General features: G+C 69.4%; 12 protein-coding genes. 6 read left to right on the top strand and 6 right to left on the bottom strand.

Translation table 11 applies throughout. The annotated features are described in order from the left end of the window. Positions 1-6: 6 nt before the first annotated feature. The 4 genes from J2S44_RS27575 to J2S44_RS27560 form a co-directional block, all read right to left on the bottom strand. On the bottom strand, positions 7-741 hold the full coding sequence (locus J2S44_RS27575) for a hypothetical protein (protein WP_310419841.1): 735 nt from the start codon (positions 739-741) through the stop codon (positions 7-9). A 15-nt stretch (positions 742-756) separates the two neighbouring features. Continuing rightward, positions 757-948: a hypothetical protein gene (locus J2S44_RS27570; RefSeq protein ID WP_310419839.1), complete on the bottom strand. Its 192-nt coding sequence runs from the start codon at positions 946-948 to the stop codon at positions 757-759. Then, a complete protein-coding gene (locus J2S44_RS27565) occupies positions 945-1,532 on the bottom strand; it encodes a hypothetical protein (RefSeq protein ID WP_310419837.1) in 588 nt (195 codons plus the stop codon). The genes J2S44_RS27570 and J2S44_RS27565 overlap by 4 nt, the downstream gene beginning before the upstream one ends. 102 nt (positions 1,533-1,634) lie before the next feature. Continuing rightward, positions 1,635-2,057, bottom strand: a complete 423-nt coding sequence (locus J2S44_RS27560; RefSeq protein WP_310419835.1) for a hypothetical protein — start codon at positions 2,055-2,057, stop codon at positions 1,635-1,637. A 90-nt stretch (positions 2,058-2,147) separates the two neighbouring features. On the opposite strand from J2S44_RS27560, the gene J2S44_RS27555 reads away from it, so the two are divergent. The 6 genes from J2S44_RS27555 to J2S44_RS27530 all read left to right on the top strand — a co-directional run bounded on the left by J2S44_RS27555 (position 2,148) and on the right by J2S44_RS27530 (position 7,011). Continuing rightward, positions 2,148-3,266 (top strand): sensor histidine kinase, encoded by a 1,119-nt coding sequence (locus J2S44_RS27555; RefSeq protein WP_310419834.1) that lies wholly within the window; start codon positions 2,148-2,150, stop codon positions 3,264-3,266. Then, complete coding sequence (locus J2S44_RS27550) at positions 3,263-3,910, top strand: response regulator (RefSeq protein ID WP_310419832.1); 648 nt, start codon at positions 3,263-3,265, stop codon at positions 3,908-3,910. Before J2S44_RS27555 ends, J2S44_RS27550 begins: the two co-directional genes overlap by 4 nt. 243 nt (positions 3,911-4,153) lie before the next feature. Then, positions 4,154-5,644, top strand: a complete 1,491-nt coding sequence (gene araA, locus J2S44_RS27545; RefSeq protein ID WP_310419830.1) for an L-arabinose isomerase — start codon at positions 4,154-4,156, stop codon at positions 5,642-5,644. Between the two features lie 94 nt (positions 5,645-5,738). After that, positions 5,739-6,185, top strand: coding sequence for a universal stress protein (locus J2S44_RS27540; RefSeq protein ID WP_310419828.1), 447 nt, complete (start codon positions 5,739-5,741; stop codon positions 6,183-6,185). 101 nt (positions 6,186-6,286) lie between these two features. Continuing rightward, on the top strand, positions 6,287-6,493 hold the full coding sequence (locus J2S44_RS27535; RefSeq protein ID WP_310419826.1) for a hypothetical protein: 207 nt from the start codon (positions 6,287-6,289) through the stop codon (positions 6,491-6,493). A gap of 11 nt (positions 6,494-6,504) precedes the next feature. After that, complete coding sequence (locus J2S44_RS27530) at positions 6,505-7,011, top strand: GNAT family N-acetyltransferase (protein ID WP_310419824.1); 507 nt, start codon at positions 6,505-6,507, stop codon at positions 7,009-7,011. A gap of 78 nt (positions 7,012-7,089) precedes the next feature. Here J2S44_RS27530 and J2S44_RS27525 read toward each other — a convergent pair whose 3' ends face one another. Then, positions 7,090-7,419: an SMI1/KNR4 family protein gene (locus J2S44_RS27525; RefSeq protein ID WP_310419822.1), complete on the bottom strand. Its 330-nt coding sequence runs from the start codon at positions 7,417-7,419 to the stop codon at positions 7,090-7,092. A gap of 99 nt (positions 7,420-7,518) precedes the next feature. After that, the gene (locus J2S44_RS27520) at positions 7,519-15,273 is read right to left on the bottom strand and encodes a ricin-type beta-trefoil lectin domain protein (protein WP_374728022.1); all 7,755 of its coding nucleotides are present in this window, start codon (positions 15,271-15,273) and stop codon (positions 7,519-7,521) included. Positions 15,274-15,461 lie beyond the last annotated feature (188 nt).

Raw genomic sequence — 15,461 nt, 5'->3', positions numbered from 1 at the left:
CCCGCGCTACTCCCGCTCCACCCGGATCCCGTCGCGACGCGCACCGAGGTCGAGGTCCGCGGGCATCTCGGTCGACAGGCTCACGGCGACGGTCTCGCCCGCGTCCACCACGACCCGCAGCGGCCCGCCGTACAACCGGTTGAGCCGGGCGGCGATCTCGTACTTCCCCGGTGCGAGAGCCACGGCGAGCTCACCGCGGTACGCGAGCATCGCCACCGGGTCCCCGTCGACCGTCACCTGCATCCGGCTCAGGAAGCCGACCTCGCCGACGCCGCCCCGCCGCAGCACGAGCGTGCCTCCGGCGTCCCCGCGCCGGTCCTCGAGGAGTCGTCTCCCGCGTTCCGCCCCGGACGTGTTGACGACGCGCATCACCGCCCCACGGACGCTCGACCCCACGACGAACGCCAGCAGCAGACCGGCCATGACGGGCCGCCACCGCGCCAACGGCAGCGAGTCCATGGTGAACAGGAACACGAGGTACGCGCCGAAGCTCACCGACGCCACGATCGCGGCCCGGCGCTTCCGCACGGCCGGATCCGGCCGTCGTCCGCCGGCACGACCGGTTCTCGACCGCACGAGCGCCACCGCCGAGTCGAGCGCGAGCGCCGCGGCGGCGACCGACACGGTGATGATCCACGGGCGGTCGAGGCCGATCAGCACCAGGAAGGCGAGGACACCGACCGCCGCGACGAGAACCGTCGCATCCAGCCGGCGCGGCACGCCTTCGGTCCGAAGGAACATCTGGCCTCCTTTCCGTCAGCGCCGGAGGCGGAAGTTCCGTGGTGCCCCGGCAAGCGCGATCGACGCGGCACCGGTGACGACGCAGGTGAGCACCGCTGCGGTCACCGAGACCCGGAGGTCGCCCCGGATCTGCACCACGGCAACGCCGATCCATGCCGCCGCCGACGCGTACAGCAGCGCGTGGTTCTTCGGCATCGGCTCACTCACGACGCCACAGCCCCGGCGATCCCCGAGGCGATCGTCGCACCCGCCCGCTTCTCCCCACCGGAGAAGACCAGGTCGAAGACCACCTTCGCGTCTTTCCGCAGTCGCAGACGGACCGACCGGCCACGCACCACCGACTCGACGTCGCCGCCCTCGAGGTCCGGCAACTCGATCCGCGCCGTGACACCGGCGGGCCGGCCGGTGAGCCGATCGTGCGCGAAGGTGAGGACGCGTTCGCTGGTCAGCACCACGTAACAGCCGCGCAGCGACATCGACTGCGGCAACCACCGCGTTCTCGCCCGGCCCGCCGCCCCCGCCACGAACATCTCACCGGCCCGCAGTTCACCCGCGGTTCGCCGGCGCAGCGACTCCTCACTCGATCTCACGCCTCGGAGCGAAACCACCACAGCGCCTATCACCAGAGCCGAAAGGACCAGAACCCACAACCCGACCGCGACGGTCGCCTGCCCACCCGCGGGCAGGTCGTCGGTGAACAGACGGAACAGGAACGTGGTGACGAGCGCTCCCGCCATACCCACCGCCACTTGACGCGTCGTCGGTTTCAAGGTGCGCACCGTTCCGGACATCGAAGGACGCGCCGGCGGTCGGCGGTCCCACGCGGTAGTACCTCCCGCTCCGATACGGCAAACGCGCCGGACCGACTCGGCTGTCCACTGTGCAGCGACGCGCTATCTCGGCGTCGATTCGCCGCCCCGGCGGATGATCGCGGTGACGGCCCACGCGACCAGGCCGGTGACCGCGCCGGTCAGCAGGCCGGTGAGGAGACTGCTCGGGATCGCGAACGCGCGCATGACGGTCTCCTCGGCCCACGGTGGGAGGCGGCTGCCGAGGTCGGCGTCGACGGTCCAGAACACCTGGTGGACGACGGCCAGGCCGATGCCGTAGAACGCGCCGACCGCCAGCAGTGCCGGGAACGGCCGGGAAACGCGGGCGGCGACGACCACCACGATCCAGATCAGCGGCGGTACGGCCACGAGGAGCGCGTTCGCGACCGTACCCTCGTGAATGATCTTCAGGTCGTGCAGCACCGCGCGGGGGACGGCGATCAGGGCGAGGCCCGCCAGCGCGGGCAGCGGAAGTCCGGGACGCATGGTGGCGACGCTAGGCGGCGGCACGGCCGGTGACATCCGTCCGGAGGCGACACCCGGATCGCCTCCCGCCTACGTTCTACGCTGATCGGGATGAGGACTCCGCCGTGGCTGGCCGACGCGCTGATCGGGGTCGCCGTGACCGGCACGCTCGCGGCGGTGATCTCCGCGCGGCAGGGGGGTGAGCACCCGCCGGACCCGATCGCGTACGCGTGGGCGGCCGGGCTGGGCGCGCTGATGCTCGCCCGCCGGCACCATCCGCGCGCCGTGCTGCTGATCAGCGCGCTCGGGCTGTGCGCCTACTACGCGGCGGGATATCCAGCCGTGGGCGTGGCCGTGCCGCTGGCCGCCGCGCTGTTCTCCACGGCCGAGGCCGGGTTCCTGCTGGCGTCCGTGCTGACCGCGGGTGGCGTGCTCGCGCTCTCGCTGACGTTCCGGCTGCTGGAGGGCCAGGACGCGGCGTACGTGGTGGGTTACGACCTGGTCTCGCACGTCACGCTGATGGCGGCGGCGATCGCGCTCGGCGACGGCCTGCGCAGCCGCCGCGCCCAGCGGGCACTTCACCTTCGGGAAAACCATCTGCGGGTACGGGAGGAGCGCCTCGCCATCGCCCGCGACCTGCACGACTCCGTCGGGCACGGCCTCTCGATCATCTCGCTGCACGCGGACGTGGCCCGGGAGGCGGCACCGCCCGGCAACGCGGCGCTGGACGAGGCGCTGCTGCGGATCCGGCAGGCCGCGGACCGGACCATGGCGGAGCTGCGCGGCGCGGTCGGCGCGCTGCGCGGCACGGTGTCGCTGTCCGACCTGTCACCGGTGCTGGATCCGTTGCGCCGCGCGGGTTTCGACGTCTCCGTGCGGGTGCCGGCCGGCAGCCTGCCGGCGGAGGTGGACGCGGCCGCGTACCGGATCGTGCAGGAGGCGGTGACGAACGTGCTCCGGCACGCACCGGAGGCGAGCCGGGTGTCGGTGTCCGCGACGGTCTCCGGCGGCGCGCTGCACCTGACCGTCGGCGACGACGGGCCGGCCGATCCGGACCTCGACGCCGGTACTGCCGCGATCGCACCGGACGGGAATCCCGACGCCGGCGCCGGCCACGGGCTGGCGGGAATGGCCGAGCGGGCCCGGGCGCTCGGCGGCACGCTCCGGCTCGCGCACACCGACGCCGGGTTCACCGTCGAGGCCGAGCTGCCGCTGGGGCGTACCGCATGATCAGGGTTTTGCTGGTCGACGACCAGGAGCTGGTCCGGGCCGGGCTGCGCGCGCTGCTCGGCAACGACGCCGGCATCGAGGTGGCCGGTGAGGCACCGGACGGCCGCCGGGCCGTGACCGAGGCCTGCCGGCTGTGCCCGGACGTGGTGCTGATGGACCTGCGCATGCCGGACGTCGACGGCCTCGAGGCGACCGCGGCGATCACCGCCCAACTGCCCGGCACCCGGGTGCTGGTGCTGACGACCTTCGACGAGCCCGGCGAGATCGACGCCGCGGTCCGGGCCGGCGCGGCCGGCTACCTGCTCAAGGACACCGGTGCCGACGAGCTGCGCCGCGCCGTGCACACGGTCGCCGCGGGCGGCAACCTGCTGTCGCCGACCGTGGCCCGGCACCTGATGGACCGGCTGGCCGCCGAGGACCCGCCGCCGGCGCCGGACCCACGGCTGGCCGGCCTGACCGAGCGGGAGCGGCAGGTCCTGGCGCGGGTCGGCCTCGGCGAGACGAACCAGGAGATCGCGGCCGCGCTGTTCATCAGCCCGGCGACCGCCCGCACGTACGTCAGCCGGCTGCTGGCCCGGCTGCGCGCCCGCGACCGTACCCAGCTGGCGGTCATCGCTCTTCGCGGTGGGATCGTGCCGCGATGACCCGTGGCGCGGTCGGGCTGGATCCGCGTGGCGGCGGAGGGCCGGACCGCCGCGCACGGCGGGCCGGACGCGGACCCCCTGAGCCGCCCGGCGCTGTGCCATGATCCAAGATGTGAGCGCTCACTTTCGTCGCCCGCGGGTCGGTGCGTCCTCCGCCGATGATCCTGCGGACGGCGACGGGGAGTGCGTATCGTTCCGCGGAAAGCCCACCATCCACACGATCACGGCAGACAGGAACCTGCGATGACGCATCAGATCTGGTTTCTCACCGGCAGCCAGCATCTCTACGGACCCGAGACCCTGGAGCAGGTGGCCGCGCAGAGCCGGGACATCCAGGAGCAGCTGACCGCCGGCGGGCTGTCCGCCGAGATCGTCGGCAAGCCGGTCCTGACCGACTCCGGCGCGATCCGCCAGGTGATGCTGGACGCGAACGCGGACCGCAACTGCATCGGCGTGATCGCCTGGATGCACACGTTCTCGCCGGCCAAGATGTGGATCACCGGGCTGGACACGCTGCGCAAGCCGCTGCTGCACCTGCACACCCAGCACAACGTGTCGCTGCCGTGGTCGACCATCGACATGGACTTCATGAACCTGAACCAGGCCGCGCACGGCGACCGCGAGTTCGGTTTCATCCAGGCCCGCCTCGGCGTGCCGCGCAAGACGATCGCCGGGCACGCGTCCGACCCGACCGTGGTCCGCCGCGTCGACGAGTGGATCCGCGCGGCGGCCGGCGTGACCCGGCTGCGCAGTCTGCGGCTGGCCCGCTTCGGCGACAACATGCGCAACGTCGCGGTGACCGAGGGCGACAAGGTCGAGGCGGAGCTGCAGTTCGGCGTCTCGGTCAACACGTACGGCGTGAACGATCTGGTCGAGGTCGTCGACGGCGCCTCGGACAAGGAGATCGACGCGCTGATCGGCGAGTACGCCGACACCTACGAGATCGCGCCGGAACTGGCCGTCGGCGGCGAACGGCACGAGTCGCTGCGCTACGCGGCCCGGATCGAGGCCGGCCTGCGCACGTTCCTGACCGAGGGTGACTTCGGCGCGTTCACCACGAACTTCGAGGACCTCGGCGGGCTGCGCCAGCTCCCCGGCCTCGCGGTGCAGCGGCTGATGGCCGACGGCTACGGCTTCGGCGGCGAGGGCGACTGGAAGACGTCCGTGCTGGTCGCCACGTTCAAGGCGATGGGCACCGGCACCGGCCGCGGCACCTCGTTCATGGAGGACTACACGTACCATTTCGGCCCCGGCGAGCCGAAGATCCTCGGTGCGCACATGCTGGAGGTCTGCCCGACCATCGCGGCCGCCAAGCCGCGCCTGGAGATCCACCCGCTCGGCATCGGCGGCCGCGAGGACCCGGTCCGGATGGTCTTCGACGCCGCCCCCGGCGCCGGCATCGTGGTCGGCCTGGCCGACCTCGGCGACCGGTTCCGCCTGGTCGCCAACGAGATCGAGGTGACCGCGCCGGACGAGCCGCTGCCCAAGCTCCCGGTCGCGCGCGCGGTCTGGAAGCCGGCGCCGTCGCTGTCCACGTCCGCCGAGTGCTGGCTGACCGCCGGCGGCCCGCACCACACGGTGCTGACCCAGGCCATCGGCACGGAGACGCTGCGCGACTTCGCCACCATGCTGCAGACCGAGCTGCTGCTCATCGACGCCAACACCACCACGCACGACTTCGCCGACCGCGTCCGCTGGAACAGCGCCTACTACCGCCTCGCGCGGGCGCTGTAGGTCTTCTGTCCGGTGGCGGCCCGGGGATATCGCGTTCCCCGGGCCGCCGCCATAGAATCGCGCCTACTTTCGGCACAGCCAGGAGGCCGCGCGCGTGGGCGCTTTCGAACTCGGCACGGACGGCCCGTCCGCCCTGGTCGTCGGCGTCGACGGCTCGGAGAGCTCACTGCGCGCCGCGGCCTACGCACTCGGCCTGGCCCGCCGGCAGCGCGCCCGCCTGTTCGCGGTCTACGTCCGCCGCGAACCCGGCGCGTTCCTCACCTTCGGCGGCACGGCCGTGCAGGCACTGGTCGAGGCGCAGGGCGAGGTCGAGTCCGAGCTGCTGGAGATGCTCGACCAGCAGGCCCGCGAGTGGGGCGTCGACGCCCGCCTGGTGGTCCGCCCCGGCGACCCGCTGCGCGTCCTCGGCGAGGTCGCGGAGGAGGTCAGGGCCAGCGGCATCATCGTCGGCGCGTCGGCCGGGCTGGGGCACAAGATAGCCGGATCGCTGGCCGTCCGCCTGGTCCGCGCGGCCCGCTGGCCGGTCACCGTGGTGCCCTGAGGGCTGCACCGGCATTCCCGCTTCCGGCATGCCCCCGCGGGTGCTGTGATTCCCCGGACCGAACCCCGGACCCACGTTCCGGCCGGCTGCGACTCCTGCGCTTGATCTTCCCGCTTCCGGCGTGGCCCACCCCGCGCGGCCAGGACACCGCCGGCGCCGCACCGGCCGTCGGCGCGCTCGGCGGCGTCGCGCCGGCCCTGCTCGCGCTCGTCCACCGCCCGCTGCGCTTCCTCTGGGGCGCGCTCTCCGTCGTCCCGCTGATCGCCGGCACGGTGACCGCCCTGAGCATCGCCGCGACCGCGCCCTAGGCTCTCCGACCATGAGCGTCACCCTTCGCCACGCCGCCCTCCCCGCCGACGCCGACGCGCTGACCGCGCTGATGGCCGACTACCTGACCTGGGCAGTCGGCCGCCTCCGCGAGGAGTACGGCGTCGAGGACTCGCCCACCGACCTGGGCGCGATCCGCGAGTCACTGCCCTATTTCGTACCGCCGAAGGGCCTTCTGCTCCTCGCCGAACACGACGGCGAGCCGGTCGGTGTCGCCGCGCTGCGCGTCATCGCGCCGGAGGTCGTCGAGATCAAGCGGATGTACGTGGACCCGCGGGGGCGTGGCCTGGGCGTGGGTTCGGCCCTGGTCGACCGCCTGCTGACCGAGGCGCGCGACACCTTCGCCGCGAGAACCGTCCGCCTGGACAGCTGCCGCTTCATGACCGACGCGCAGCGGCTCTACACCTCGCGCGGCTTCGTGGAGCGGGAGCCGTACGAGGAGACGGAGATCCCGGCCCACATGCGTCAGTACTGGCGCTTCTACGAGCGGAAGTCGTAAGGCGGCCTCGCGCACAGATCCCCGTGCGGATCGCAGAAAGGCCCGGTCTCCGGGGAGGAGACCGGGCCTACGGTGGAGCTACTCGTCCAGTCCTAGTCGCTCCAGTAATGATTCGATGTCCGGTGCCACCTGTATCCAGCCGCCATAGGTCGTCAGGTAGACGACCGGCGGCCTTTCCTGACCAGTGCGATAGTCCAGTGCGATCGGCTGGTCCGGACCGAGGTCGCCGATCAGGATCGACTTGCTCGGGTCGATGTCACCCGGCGGGTCCTTCGGGTCGGCCCGGCCGACGTACTGAGCGATGGTGTCGGGATCCGATTCCGCGTGCCAGTAGGCGGTCTCGCCGGTCATGCCGCTCGTCCCGTAGAACGCCGGCTGCGCCGGGCGGTCGCGGAAGACGGCCGCCACCAGATCGTGATCGGCAGGCACCCGCCAACGGCCCTCCCGGATCGCCGCCAGCAGAGCCGGCGGGACCGGGAGACCACCTACAAGCACGTCACACATCCCCTATCTTGCATACACCTGCCGCCCGGTAGCAGCGGAAATTGCATCCATCAGCCCTTGTCTCAGATGGTCCGGGGCATAAGGGTTGCCGTAGTTGCGCCCAGTAACACCCCGTGAGAAGAACTCGACACCGAAGCGGCCGTCCTCCTCGAAGAACATCGTAAATCCGACCGTGGTACGCGAATTGTTGAAGTTGGACATGTTGTTCAACCCATGCCCACCTCGCCGAGGCACAGTGTTCGGCGGAGAGGTGGCAGGGTCCCAGTCTTCGACGCTCAGGTACGCTCGGAACCTTCCGGACTCCGGATCATAGATACCGCTGAAGCCGGTACCGGCCTCGTGGGCACCCAACGCACCGGTGTTGTCATAACCGGGGGCATTGGTAATGAGGTTGTTGCAGTTGTGAACCAGAACGGATGCCCCGTCCGCGATCACATAGTAGGTGTGAACGTCGGCGACGCCGAGATTGTGGACGGTGGCTTCCGCAGCCGTCCTGCGCTCGACAGCGGAGATCTGCACCGCGGTTCCGGCACTGGTTCGCAGCCACTGACCCGGCTGAAGATCGGTGGCGTCGATCCACTCACCGAGCTCCGGCACCCAGAAGGGGTGTCCGTCGGTGGCGGTTACCTCGGCGGTCTTCGCCCCGGCGTCCCCATCGACATCGATAACGACCTTGACCAGGTTCTTGACACCGGTGCCCTCGATCGCGGCCGCGACCGCGCGGACAGAGGTCTCGCCGGTTTCCGGGTCGGTGACCAGCACCTGATCGCCCGGCTTGACCTCCTCGATCGCCTTGACCGAGCCGTCCGCCATGAGCACCTTGGTGCCCGGTACGAAACTGTTGCTCAGGCAATCGCCCTCGGCTTCGTCAGCCTTGCCGGCACCGCTGCTACCACTGGATCCGCCCTTCGCACGGGAGCCGGCACCGGAGTCGCCGCTCGGCTTCGCCGGCTTCGACTTGCCGCCACCGCCGCCGCCACCGCCGCCGCGGTTGGCACTACTGCTGCGAGTGTTGGACGCGGAGGAGGACCGTGGTGCTGCCTTCGCCTGAGCATCCTTGTGGACAGGGTTACCGGTCTTCTTCGACTCGTTGACTGCCTTGTTGCTGGTGGTGTTGGCCTTTTCCGCAGCCTTCTTGCGTGCCGCCTCCGCTGCCTTCTTCGCCCGTTCGATCGCAGCCTTCTTGGCGGCGATCGCCTGGCGCTCCGCAGCCTTCGCGGCTGCCAGCACCGTTTGCGCCGCCTTACGGGCCGACTGCCAAGCCTGAATGGCGTTGATGGTGCGGTTGACCGCCTTCATCACGCTCGGAATCTTGGCGATCTTCCCCCATGGGATGGCGCCTATGATCAGGCTCCCGCATGCCCACATGTCACCGCCGAAGCAGCCGATCGCATCGTTGATGCCGATGAACTCAGCCAGGATGCCCCAGGCCGCGGACATGATGACCGACATCAGCGACTGATTCATCGTCGACTGCGCCTGAGCGACCTGCGCTGCCGTCAGTCCGGCACCGGCAAGCGCGGCCGCCATCTCGGACGGAGTCAGCGAGATCGACAGACCGGTCGGGTCGGAGTGGGTGACCGGGTTGTTGTGCGCGTACGCGTACCCGTTGGACTGTAGCGGGTCCTGCAGGTCCACGACCGGGTCGGCGGAGAGGAAGCGACCGACCGCCGGATCGTAGAGCCGGGCACCAAGCCGCGTGTAACCGGAAGCATCCTCGCGGTCGGCCCCGAGGAATCCGGTATCGGTCTGCAAGTTGGCCGTGGCGCCGCGCACGTTACCGAACGGATCCTGTTTGCGAATCCGGGTTTCCATACCGTTCTGCAGTGCGATTTCCGCAGCCGGGCTGCCTTGCGGGTCGGACACGATCGCCACCATGTTCGGTGTGCCGTTCCCGTAGGCGTACCGCAGGATGCTGCCGCCGGGAGTGCCGTACGACCGGTGGGTCTTGACCAGCGTGCCGCCCTTGTTGGTGGTGATCTGGGCTTCGCCCAGGTCAAGGGTGGCCTGCTTGCCCTGGATGCTCAGCAGCGGCGACCCGCTGGGTCCATAGATGTAGCGGGTCTGGTTCTGTGCTTCCCACTTCTGAGCCGTGGAGGCCGCGTCGCAGGCGGCTAGAACAACAGCTGTGCCACTCACGTCGGCTGCGTCCTTGACCGCCACGCACAGCCCGGAGGCAACGTGCGTGTACTGACCAGAGGCGTTGCGCTTCAGCCGTTGATCGGCCGAGTCGTCACACTTCTGGATCGCCAGCGCGGAGCCGACGGTGTTCGCGGCCGGCTGCAGACACCATGAGTCGTACGCGGCCAGCGTGCCCAGGTTCGGGTCGTTCTGGTTCGCCGCAACCTTGAACGTCCACTTCTGCGCGATGGTGGCGTTACATGTGTAGAGCTGGACCACCGTGCCGGGCTGCGCGAGGCCGGACTTCAGGTCGAGGCACTTGTCACCGAGGCCGTAATAGGCGGTCTTACCGTTCTCGCCCTGGCCGGTGATGCGCTCGATCTGACCGTCGAACGTCCAGGACAATTCCTGCTTGTCACCGGTGGTGAGCGAGGTGACCGACTTCGTCTCGCCGGTCAGCTCGTAGAGCCGCTCCGCCTCCGCGGTGACCGCAGCACCCTGCGGCGTGTGGAACCGCTTGCGGACCTTGGTCAGCGTGCCGGGTTGGCTACCGTCGGACTTGCCGTAGTCGTACTCGGTGGCGACGTCCTTGGTTTCGTTACCGTTGATGTCCTTGTTCGTGACCCACTCGCGGTTGCCGAGTCCGTCGTAGCCGTACTCCTGCCAGTAGCCGGAGTTGTCCTTGCCCGGTGCCACGTTCGTGGTGCCGTCCGCGTTGGCCGGCCCCGCGTAGCAGGCTTCCTGGTCCTTCGCGGTCCACGCCTTGGTGAGCTGGCCGACCGCGTCGTAGTTGAAGCACTGCCGCTCGGCGATGCCGTCGGCGCGCTCGCGGATGGCGAGTACGTTGCCGGCCGCGTCGTAGGTGTAGTTGCGATTGCTGACCAGGTTTCCGGTGACCAGCGCAGTGTTGCCCGCGTTCTCCCGGTACACCTGCTGCGTGGTCAGTGCGCCGCTCGCCTCATCGAAGGTCGACTGCGACCAGACCCGATAGGGGTGCGCGCCCATCGTCGAACGAAGCACCTGACCGTACGGCGAGTAGGCGGTCTCACTGCCGTACCAGTCCTGTCCGGACACGGTCAGCGGCAGGCCGTCCTTGGTGTACCGGACAAGCAGCTTCTCGGCCGGGAACCTCCCTGCGGCCGGCAGTTGCTGCGCCTCCGGCAGGCCGGTATCGGTGTACGTGAACCCGTACGTGTAGGAGGGCTGGAATCCCCACTCCGTGGCGATGCTTTGCGGCAGCGTCAGCGTAGTGGACGTCGGCTGGTAGTCGTGCGTGTAGCCACCGATGGACTGCGTGTAGGCCAGCCCGTCGGTGTAACGCGTCGCAGTCGCCGGCAACCCCTTGCCGCCGGGCGCCGTGTCATAGGTGAACGAGGCCACCTGCGTACCGGCCGGACCGTTGAGCCGCTGCTGGGTCGGCCGGGACAGTTCGTCATACCCGTTCCAGACCGTAATGCCACGGGCGCTGGTGGTCGTCAGCGTCCGATCCCGGTGGTCGTAGGTGGTCGTCGTGGCGCCGGTGTCCGGGTCGGTGGACTTGATCATTCGGCCGCGCTGGTCGTATTCCCAGGACCACTGCTTCGCAGCGTTACCACCGTGCACGGCCTTGACCAGTTGGCCGGAGGCATCGTATTCGTAGCGCATGCTGGTGAACGCAACACGGTTACCGTCGGTGAATGTGTCGACGCGCGTGCTGCGGCCGTGCGCGTCGCTGTAGACGCGGTAGGACGCCGCCCCAGCAGGGTTGATCACCGTCGAGAAGTCAGCACCGTACTCGTATCGGGTGATTCGGTCCGTTGCCGCCGCCCCGTTCAGGACCGGGGTTTCAGTGACCACGCGTCCCAGCCCGTCATAGGTATAACGGGTGGCGTTCGGCACCTGCAGCTCGGATTCCGGGCTGAAAAGCGTCGACTCCGGCGCACTCGCGGCAAAGTAGGCGTTGTTGGTCTGCCATACCTCGCCGGAACCGTTGTACAGGGTGTCGGTGATCAGTCGGCCGCCTCCGACCGCCTCCTCCTGGCTCTGCCGCTCCCGGCCGAGACCGTCGAAGAACGTGATGGAGGTCTGCACCTTGTTGTCGTGACCGCGGGTGTAGGTGACGACGTTGGGCACCTGCTTGGGCTGCGTGTTGTAGACGGCCTCGAAGTCCGGAACGCTGGTCGCGTTCGGCGTACGGCCCGGAGCCCACGCCTTCCGAAGCCGGCCGAGTGCGTCGTACTCAGCCACACTGACCCGGTCGTTGGCGTCGGTTGTCCGCACACTGACCGCACGGCCGGGCTCGATCTCCTGCGTCTGGGTGTGGCCGAGAGAGTTCTTCTCGATCACCTTGAACGCCTGGCCGGTTGACGGCTCGTAGGTGATGGTGGACGCCTTACCGTCCGGGTCGGTACGTGAGACGACCCTGCCCATCGCGTCGAAACCGGTCGTACCGCCGGACTGGTAGCCGGAGCCGTCCGCCTTCAAGGACCAGGTCTGGGTGGCGAGACCACGGCTGTTCGCGGAGAGCGCGATGCCGTACTCGCCGCTGTCATAGGCCGTACGGGCGGCCGAGCTGAGCGTCTTCAGGTCGGTGAAGGTCGCCTTGGCGCACGCCGTCGGGCTGACCATGACGTCCTTGGTGAGACCGATCAGGTTCTTGTCCGCCCGGTGCAGGTACTCGAGCTTCTGGCACGACTCGTCACCGGTCACGCCGGTGTCGCCGAGGAACTCAACCTGGGTCGGCAGACCGTAGCTGGTCTCGTACGTCGTCTTCGTCTCGAGCGTGCGCAGCGTGCGCTTGTCGTCGCCGGTGCCGGAGGCCCTGGTGACCGAGTATGCACGCGGTTCCGTGACCCGGTAGGCGATCAGCGGAGACAATCCGTCGTCGCGGTTGCGGCGGGCCAGTTCCTGAGCCGCCGGTACGGTGACCGCCCGGGTCAGCCACTTGTCGTCGGCGTCGGTGGCCTCGGAGTAGGTGAGTTCCTCGGCGATCCGGCCGGCGAACGGCTCCTCGTCCTTGGCGATCTCGACGCCCGCGGCGTCCTTGACCGAGACCGTGTTGCCCATGCCCCGGAAGAACCGGGTGACGGACTTGGTGGTCTTTCCCGCGAAGTCCGGTGCCTCGGTGCCGGTCAGGACCGTGACCTTCTCGAAACCGGCGAACTGCGAGTACGTCCGCGTCGCCTTCTTCGTGAACTCCTGCTCCGCGAGCTTCCAGCCGGCCTTGTCGTACTCGTAGCGGGTGACGGTGTTGGCCGTGCCGTCGACGTTCGGGAGTTCCTCGACCGACTCGACCACGTATTTGTGGAACCAGTCGATCTGTTCGGCCTCCGGGTCCGGGTGCCAGTAGTTCGGGTAGCACAGCCGCGTGTTGTTCTTCAGCGCGGCAGTGTCCGCCTTACCGGGCAATCCGGTGCCGGTGGCGCAGTCGCCCTCCGGCTTCCGGTAGTTGATGACCGTCTCGCCGCCGTACTCGTTGATCACGCGGCCGATGCGGAGACGGGAGAAGCCGGGGCGGTTGTCGTTCTTGACCCGGTTGGGCATGTCCTCGGTGTTGGACTCGAACTTGACCGCGTTGAGCGTGATGTGCTCGTTCGCGGCCGTGTTCAGGCCGTAACCGGTGCGCGTGATGGACTTCAGCCACAGCGCGGTGTTCGGGCCGGTCTTCAGGACCGGGAAGGTCTGGTCGAGCTTGTACTCGTCGACGACCTGCCGGGTGCCGCTGCCGGCCACCCGCAGCGCGGACGTGGTGATCTTGTCCAGGCGCTTGGTGGACCAGAAGGTCGGTGCGGCGTTCCAGCACATCTTCTTCGCCTCGCAGCGAAGGTCGGCCGGCGTGTCGTACCAGATGCGGTATTTGCCGGGGTCCTTGGATTTGAAGTTCTCCGCGGAGCAGGTGAGGCTGCCCTCGGCGTAGCACCGCTCGGAGACGCTGAACGACACGCTGGCCGGCGCGGTCGCCGTGAAGATGGAGTCCTTGCGCTGGCCGTAGTCGATGCGCGACAGGTAGCCGGCGCGGTCGTAGGAGACCGGGGCCTTCCAGTTGAAGTTACGGGCGTAGTAGCCCTTGTCCTCCTTGGTCCACCAGAAGCTCATCGCGTTGCCCTGGAGGTCCTCGACGTAGTCGAGCGACCAGCGCCACGCCTCGGTGCACCAGGACTTCGTCCACTCGCTGTTGTAGCAGGGCTCGCCGGCGTGGTTGCTGTAGACCGGCATGGTCAGCACCGAGTTGGTGACCGCCTTGCCGTCGGTCCAGCCGGGGAGCTTGTTCAGGCCGAAGTGGTAGCGGGTGCCGTCGCGGGTGGTGACGATCCAGTACTCGCCGTTCTTGTCACCGTTGCCGCGGGTCGTGTCGAACTTCTGCTCGATCTTGGAGCCGTCGCCGTTCGCCGTGGTCCAGGTGTTGTTCGCCCAGACCAGCTCGGTGGTGGTGCCGCCGAGCGAGAGCGTGGCGTTCTGCGAGCCCCAGCACATGTCGCCGGTCTTGTGCTTGGCGTTGTTGGAGCCGGCCTTCTTGGAGTCGTGCCGGCAGCCCGCGTACGTGCGGGTGATCTGGCCGGCGCTGTAGTCCCAGCCGTCGCCGATCCAGGAGGCCTGGTTGTTCGTCGACGAGGTGCGGCCGTCGACCGACTGCGACGAGTAGCCCAGGTTGATCTGCGGCGCCATGCCGCCACCGGTCTGCGGGACCGTGACCTGGTACGAGTAGGTGAACGCACCGGACGACGAGCCCGCGGCCCAGGAGCCGGAGGACAGCAGCGGCGTCGCGGTGAAGTCGCCGGAGACCGAGGCGCCGGTGTCCAGCGCGCCGACCACCCCACCGGCGTCGGCCGCGGTGGCGGCGCGGGCACCGGCGTCGGGCGCGGGCGTGCCGAGCAGGCCGGCGACGGGCACGCTGCCGGTCACGATCCGGCGCTCCCCGGCGGAGGCGGCGCGCGCGTTCGATCCCGAGGCGGCCCGCTCGACCGTGACCTCGCTGGAGAGCAGCTGAGACGGGTCGGCCGGCTCCTCCTCACCCTCGCTGGGGGCGCAGTCGCCGGTGCCGACCGCGTCGTAGACGCAGTCGGGCAGCAGCATCAGGCCGAAGCGGTCGGCGGCCTGCGGTCCGTACAGGTCGGCGAAGGTGGTGTAGTCGACGCTCAGCGCGACGGACGCCGCCGGGTCCGCCGTGACCGGCGGTGAAAGCTTCATGATCAGGCCGGGTACGCCGGCGTCCTGCGACGCCTCGGGCGCGGCCAGGTCGACGGTCCACTGCCCGTCCAGCGCCTCGGGCTCGGCGCCCTCCGGGACACCCAGCGACACCGGCAGGTCCGCGACCTTGACCAGCTCGCCCGGGTTGACGTCGGTCAGGTCGACCGTGCCGGTGCCCTCGCTCCACGGCGCGACGTTGGTCGGCGCGTACGGGTCGACCGGCACCTCGGGCGCCGGCTCGAGCGTCTGGTCCGCGGACTCGTCCTGGTCGACCGGCGCGGTCTCCGGCAACGGCGGCAGGTCGACCTGCTGATTGCGGTCGGCGCCGGACGGCGGCACCGCCAGTCCCTGCGTTCCCGTCCCGGCGACCACCAGTGTGGTCGAGAGCAACGCGATCAGTGTCGCGCGTGCCGGCCGTGACCAGCGTCGGCCGCGTTTACGCGGCCACAACGGACCCATACCACCATGCATCGGTGCGTCTCCCCGTGTAGGCACCACAAACGACACGCCACTCAAGGCGCGTGCCTGGGCACTGTGCGACATGGCGATCATCCGGACAAGTACACGGAGGGTCACCGACCGTTGCGTCGAGAGATTTAGATCACACGATGTTTGGCTTCAAAGTCAGACCCTCCAGACAGAAAAGACATAGAGGGCAC

The organism is Catenuloplanes niger (genome assembly GCF_031458255.1).
Taxonomy (GTDB): domain Bacteria; phylum Actinomycetota; class Actinomycetes; order Mycobacteriales; family Micromonosporaceae; genus Catenuloplanes; species Catenuloplanes niger.
The sequence above is the reverse complement of the archived record's forward strand: the minus strand, read 5'-3'. Positions and strand labels throughout refer to the sequence as shown.

What these genes read in the sequence shown, in the direction of transcription:
- J2S44_RS27575 (WP_310419841.1), bottom strand. Translation starts at nt 741, where the DNA reads ATGTTCCTTCGGACCGAAGGCGTGCCGCGCCGGCTGGATGCGACGGTT.
- J2S44_RS27565 (WP_310419837.1), bottom strand. Translation starts at nt 1,532, where the DNA reads ATGTCCGGAACGGTGCGCACCTTGAAACCGACGACGCGTCAAGTGGCG.
- J2S44_RS27560 (WP_310419835.1), bottom strand. Translation starts at nt 2,057, where the DNA reads ATGCGTCCCGGACTTCCGCTGCCCGCGCTGGCGGGCCTCGCCCTGATC.
- J2S44_RS27555 (WP_310419834.1), top strand. Translation starts at nt 2,148, where the DNA reads ATGAGGACTCCGCCGTGGCTGGCCGACGCGCTGATCGGGGTCGCCGTG.
- J2S44_RS27550 (WP_310419832.1), top strand. Translation starts at nt 3,263, where the DNA reads ATGATCAGGGTTTTGCTGGTCGACGACCAGGAGCTGGTCCGGGCCGGG.
- araA (WP_310419830.1), top strand. Translation starts at nt 4,154, where the DNA reads ATGACGCATCAGATCTGGTTTCTCACCGGCAGCCAGCATCTCTACGGA.
- J2S44_RS27530 (WP_310419824.1), top strand. Translation starts at nt 6,505, where the DNA reads ATGAGCGTCACCCTTCGCCACGCCGCCCTCCCCGCCGACGCCGACGCG.
- J2S44_RS27520 (WP_374728022.1), bottom strand. Translation starts at nt 15,273, where the DNA reads ATGCATGGTGGTATGGGTCCGTTGTGGCCGCGTAAACGCGGCCGACGC.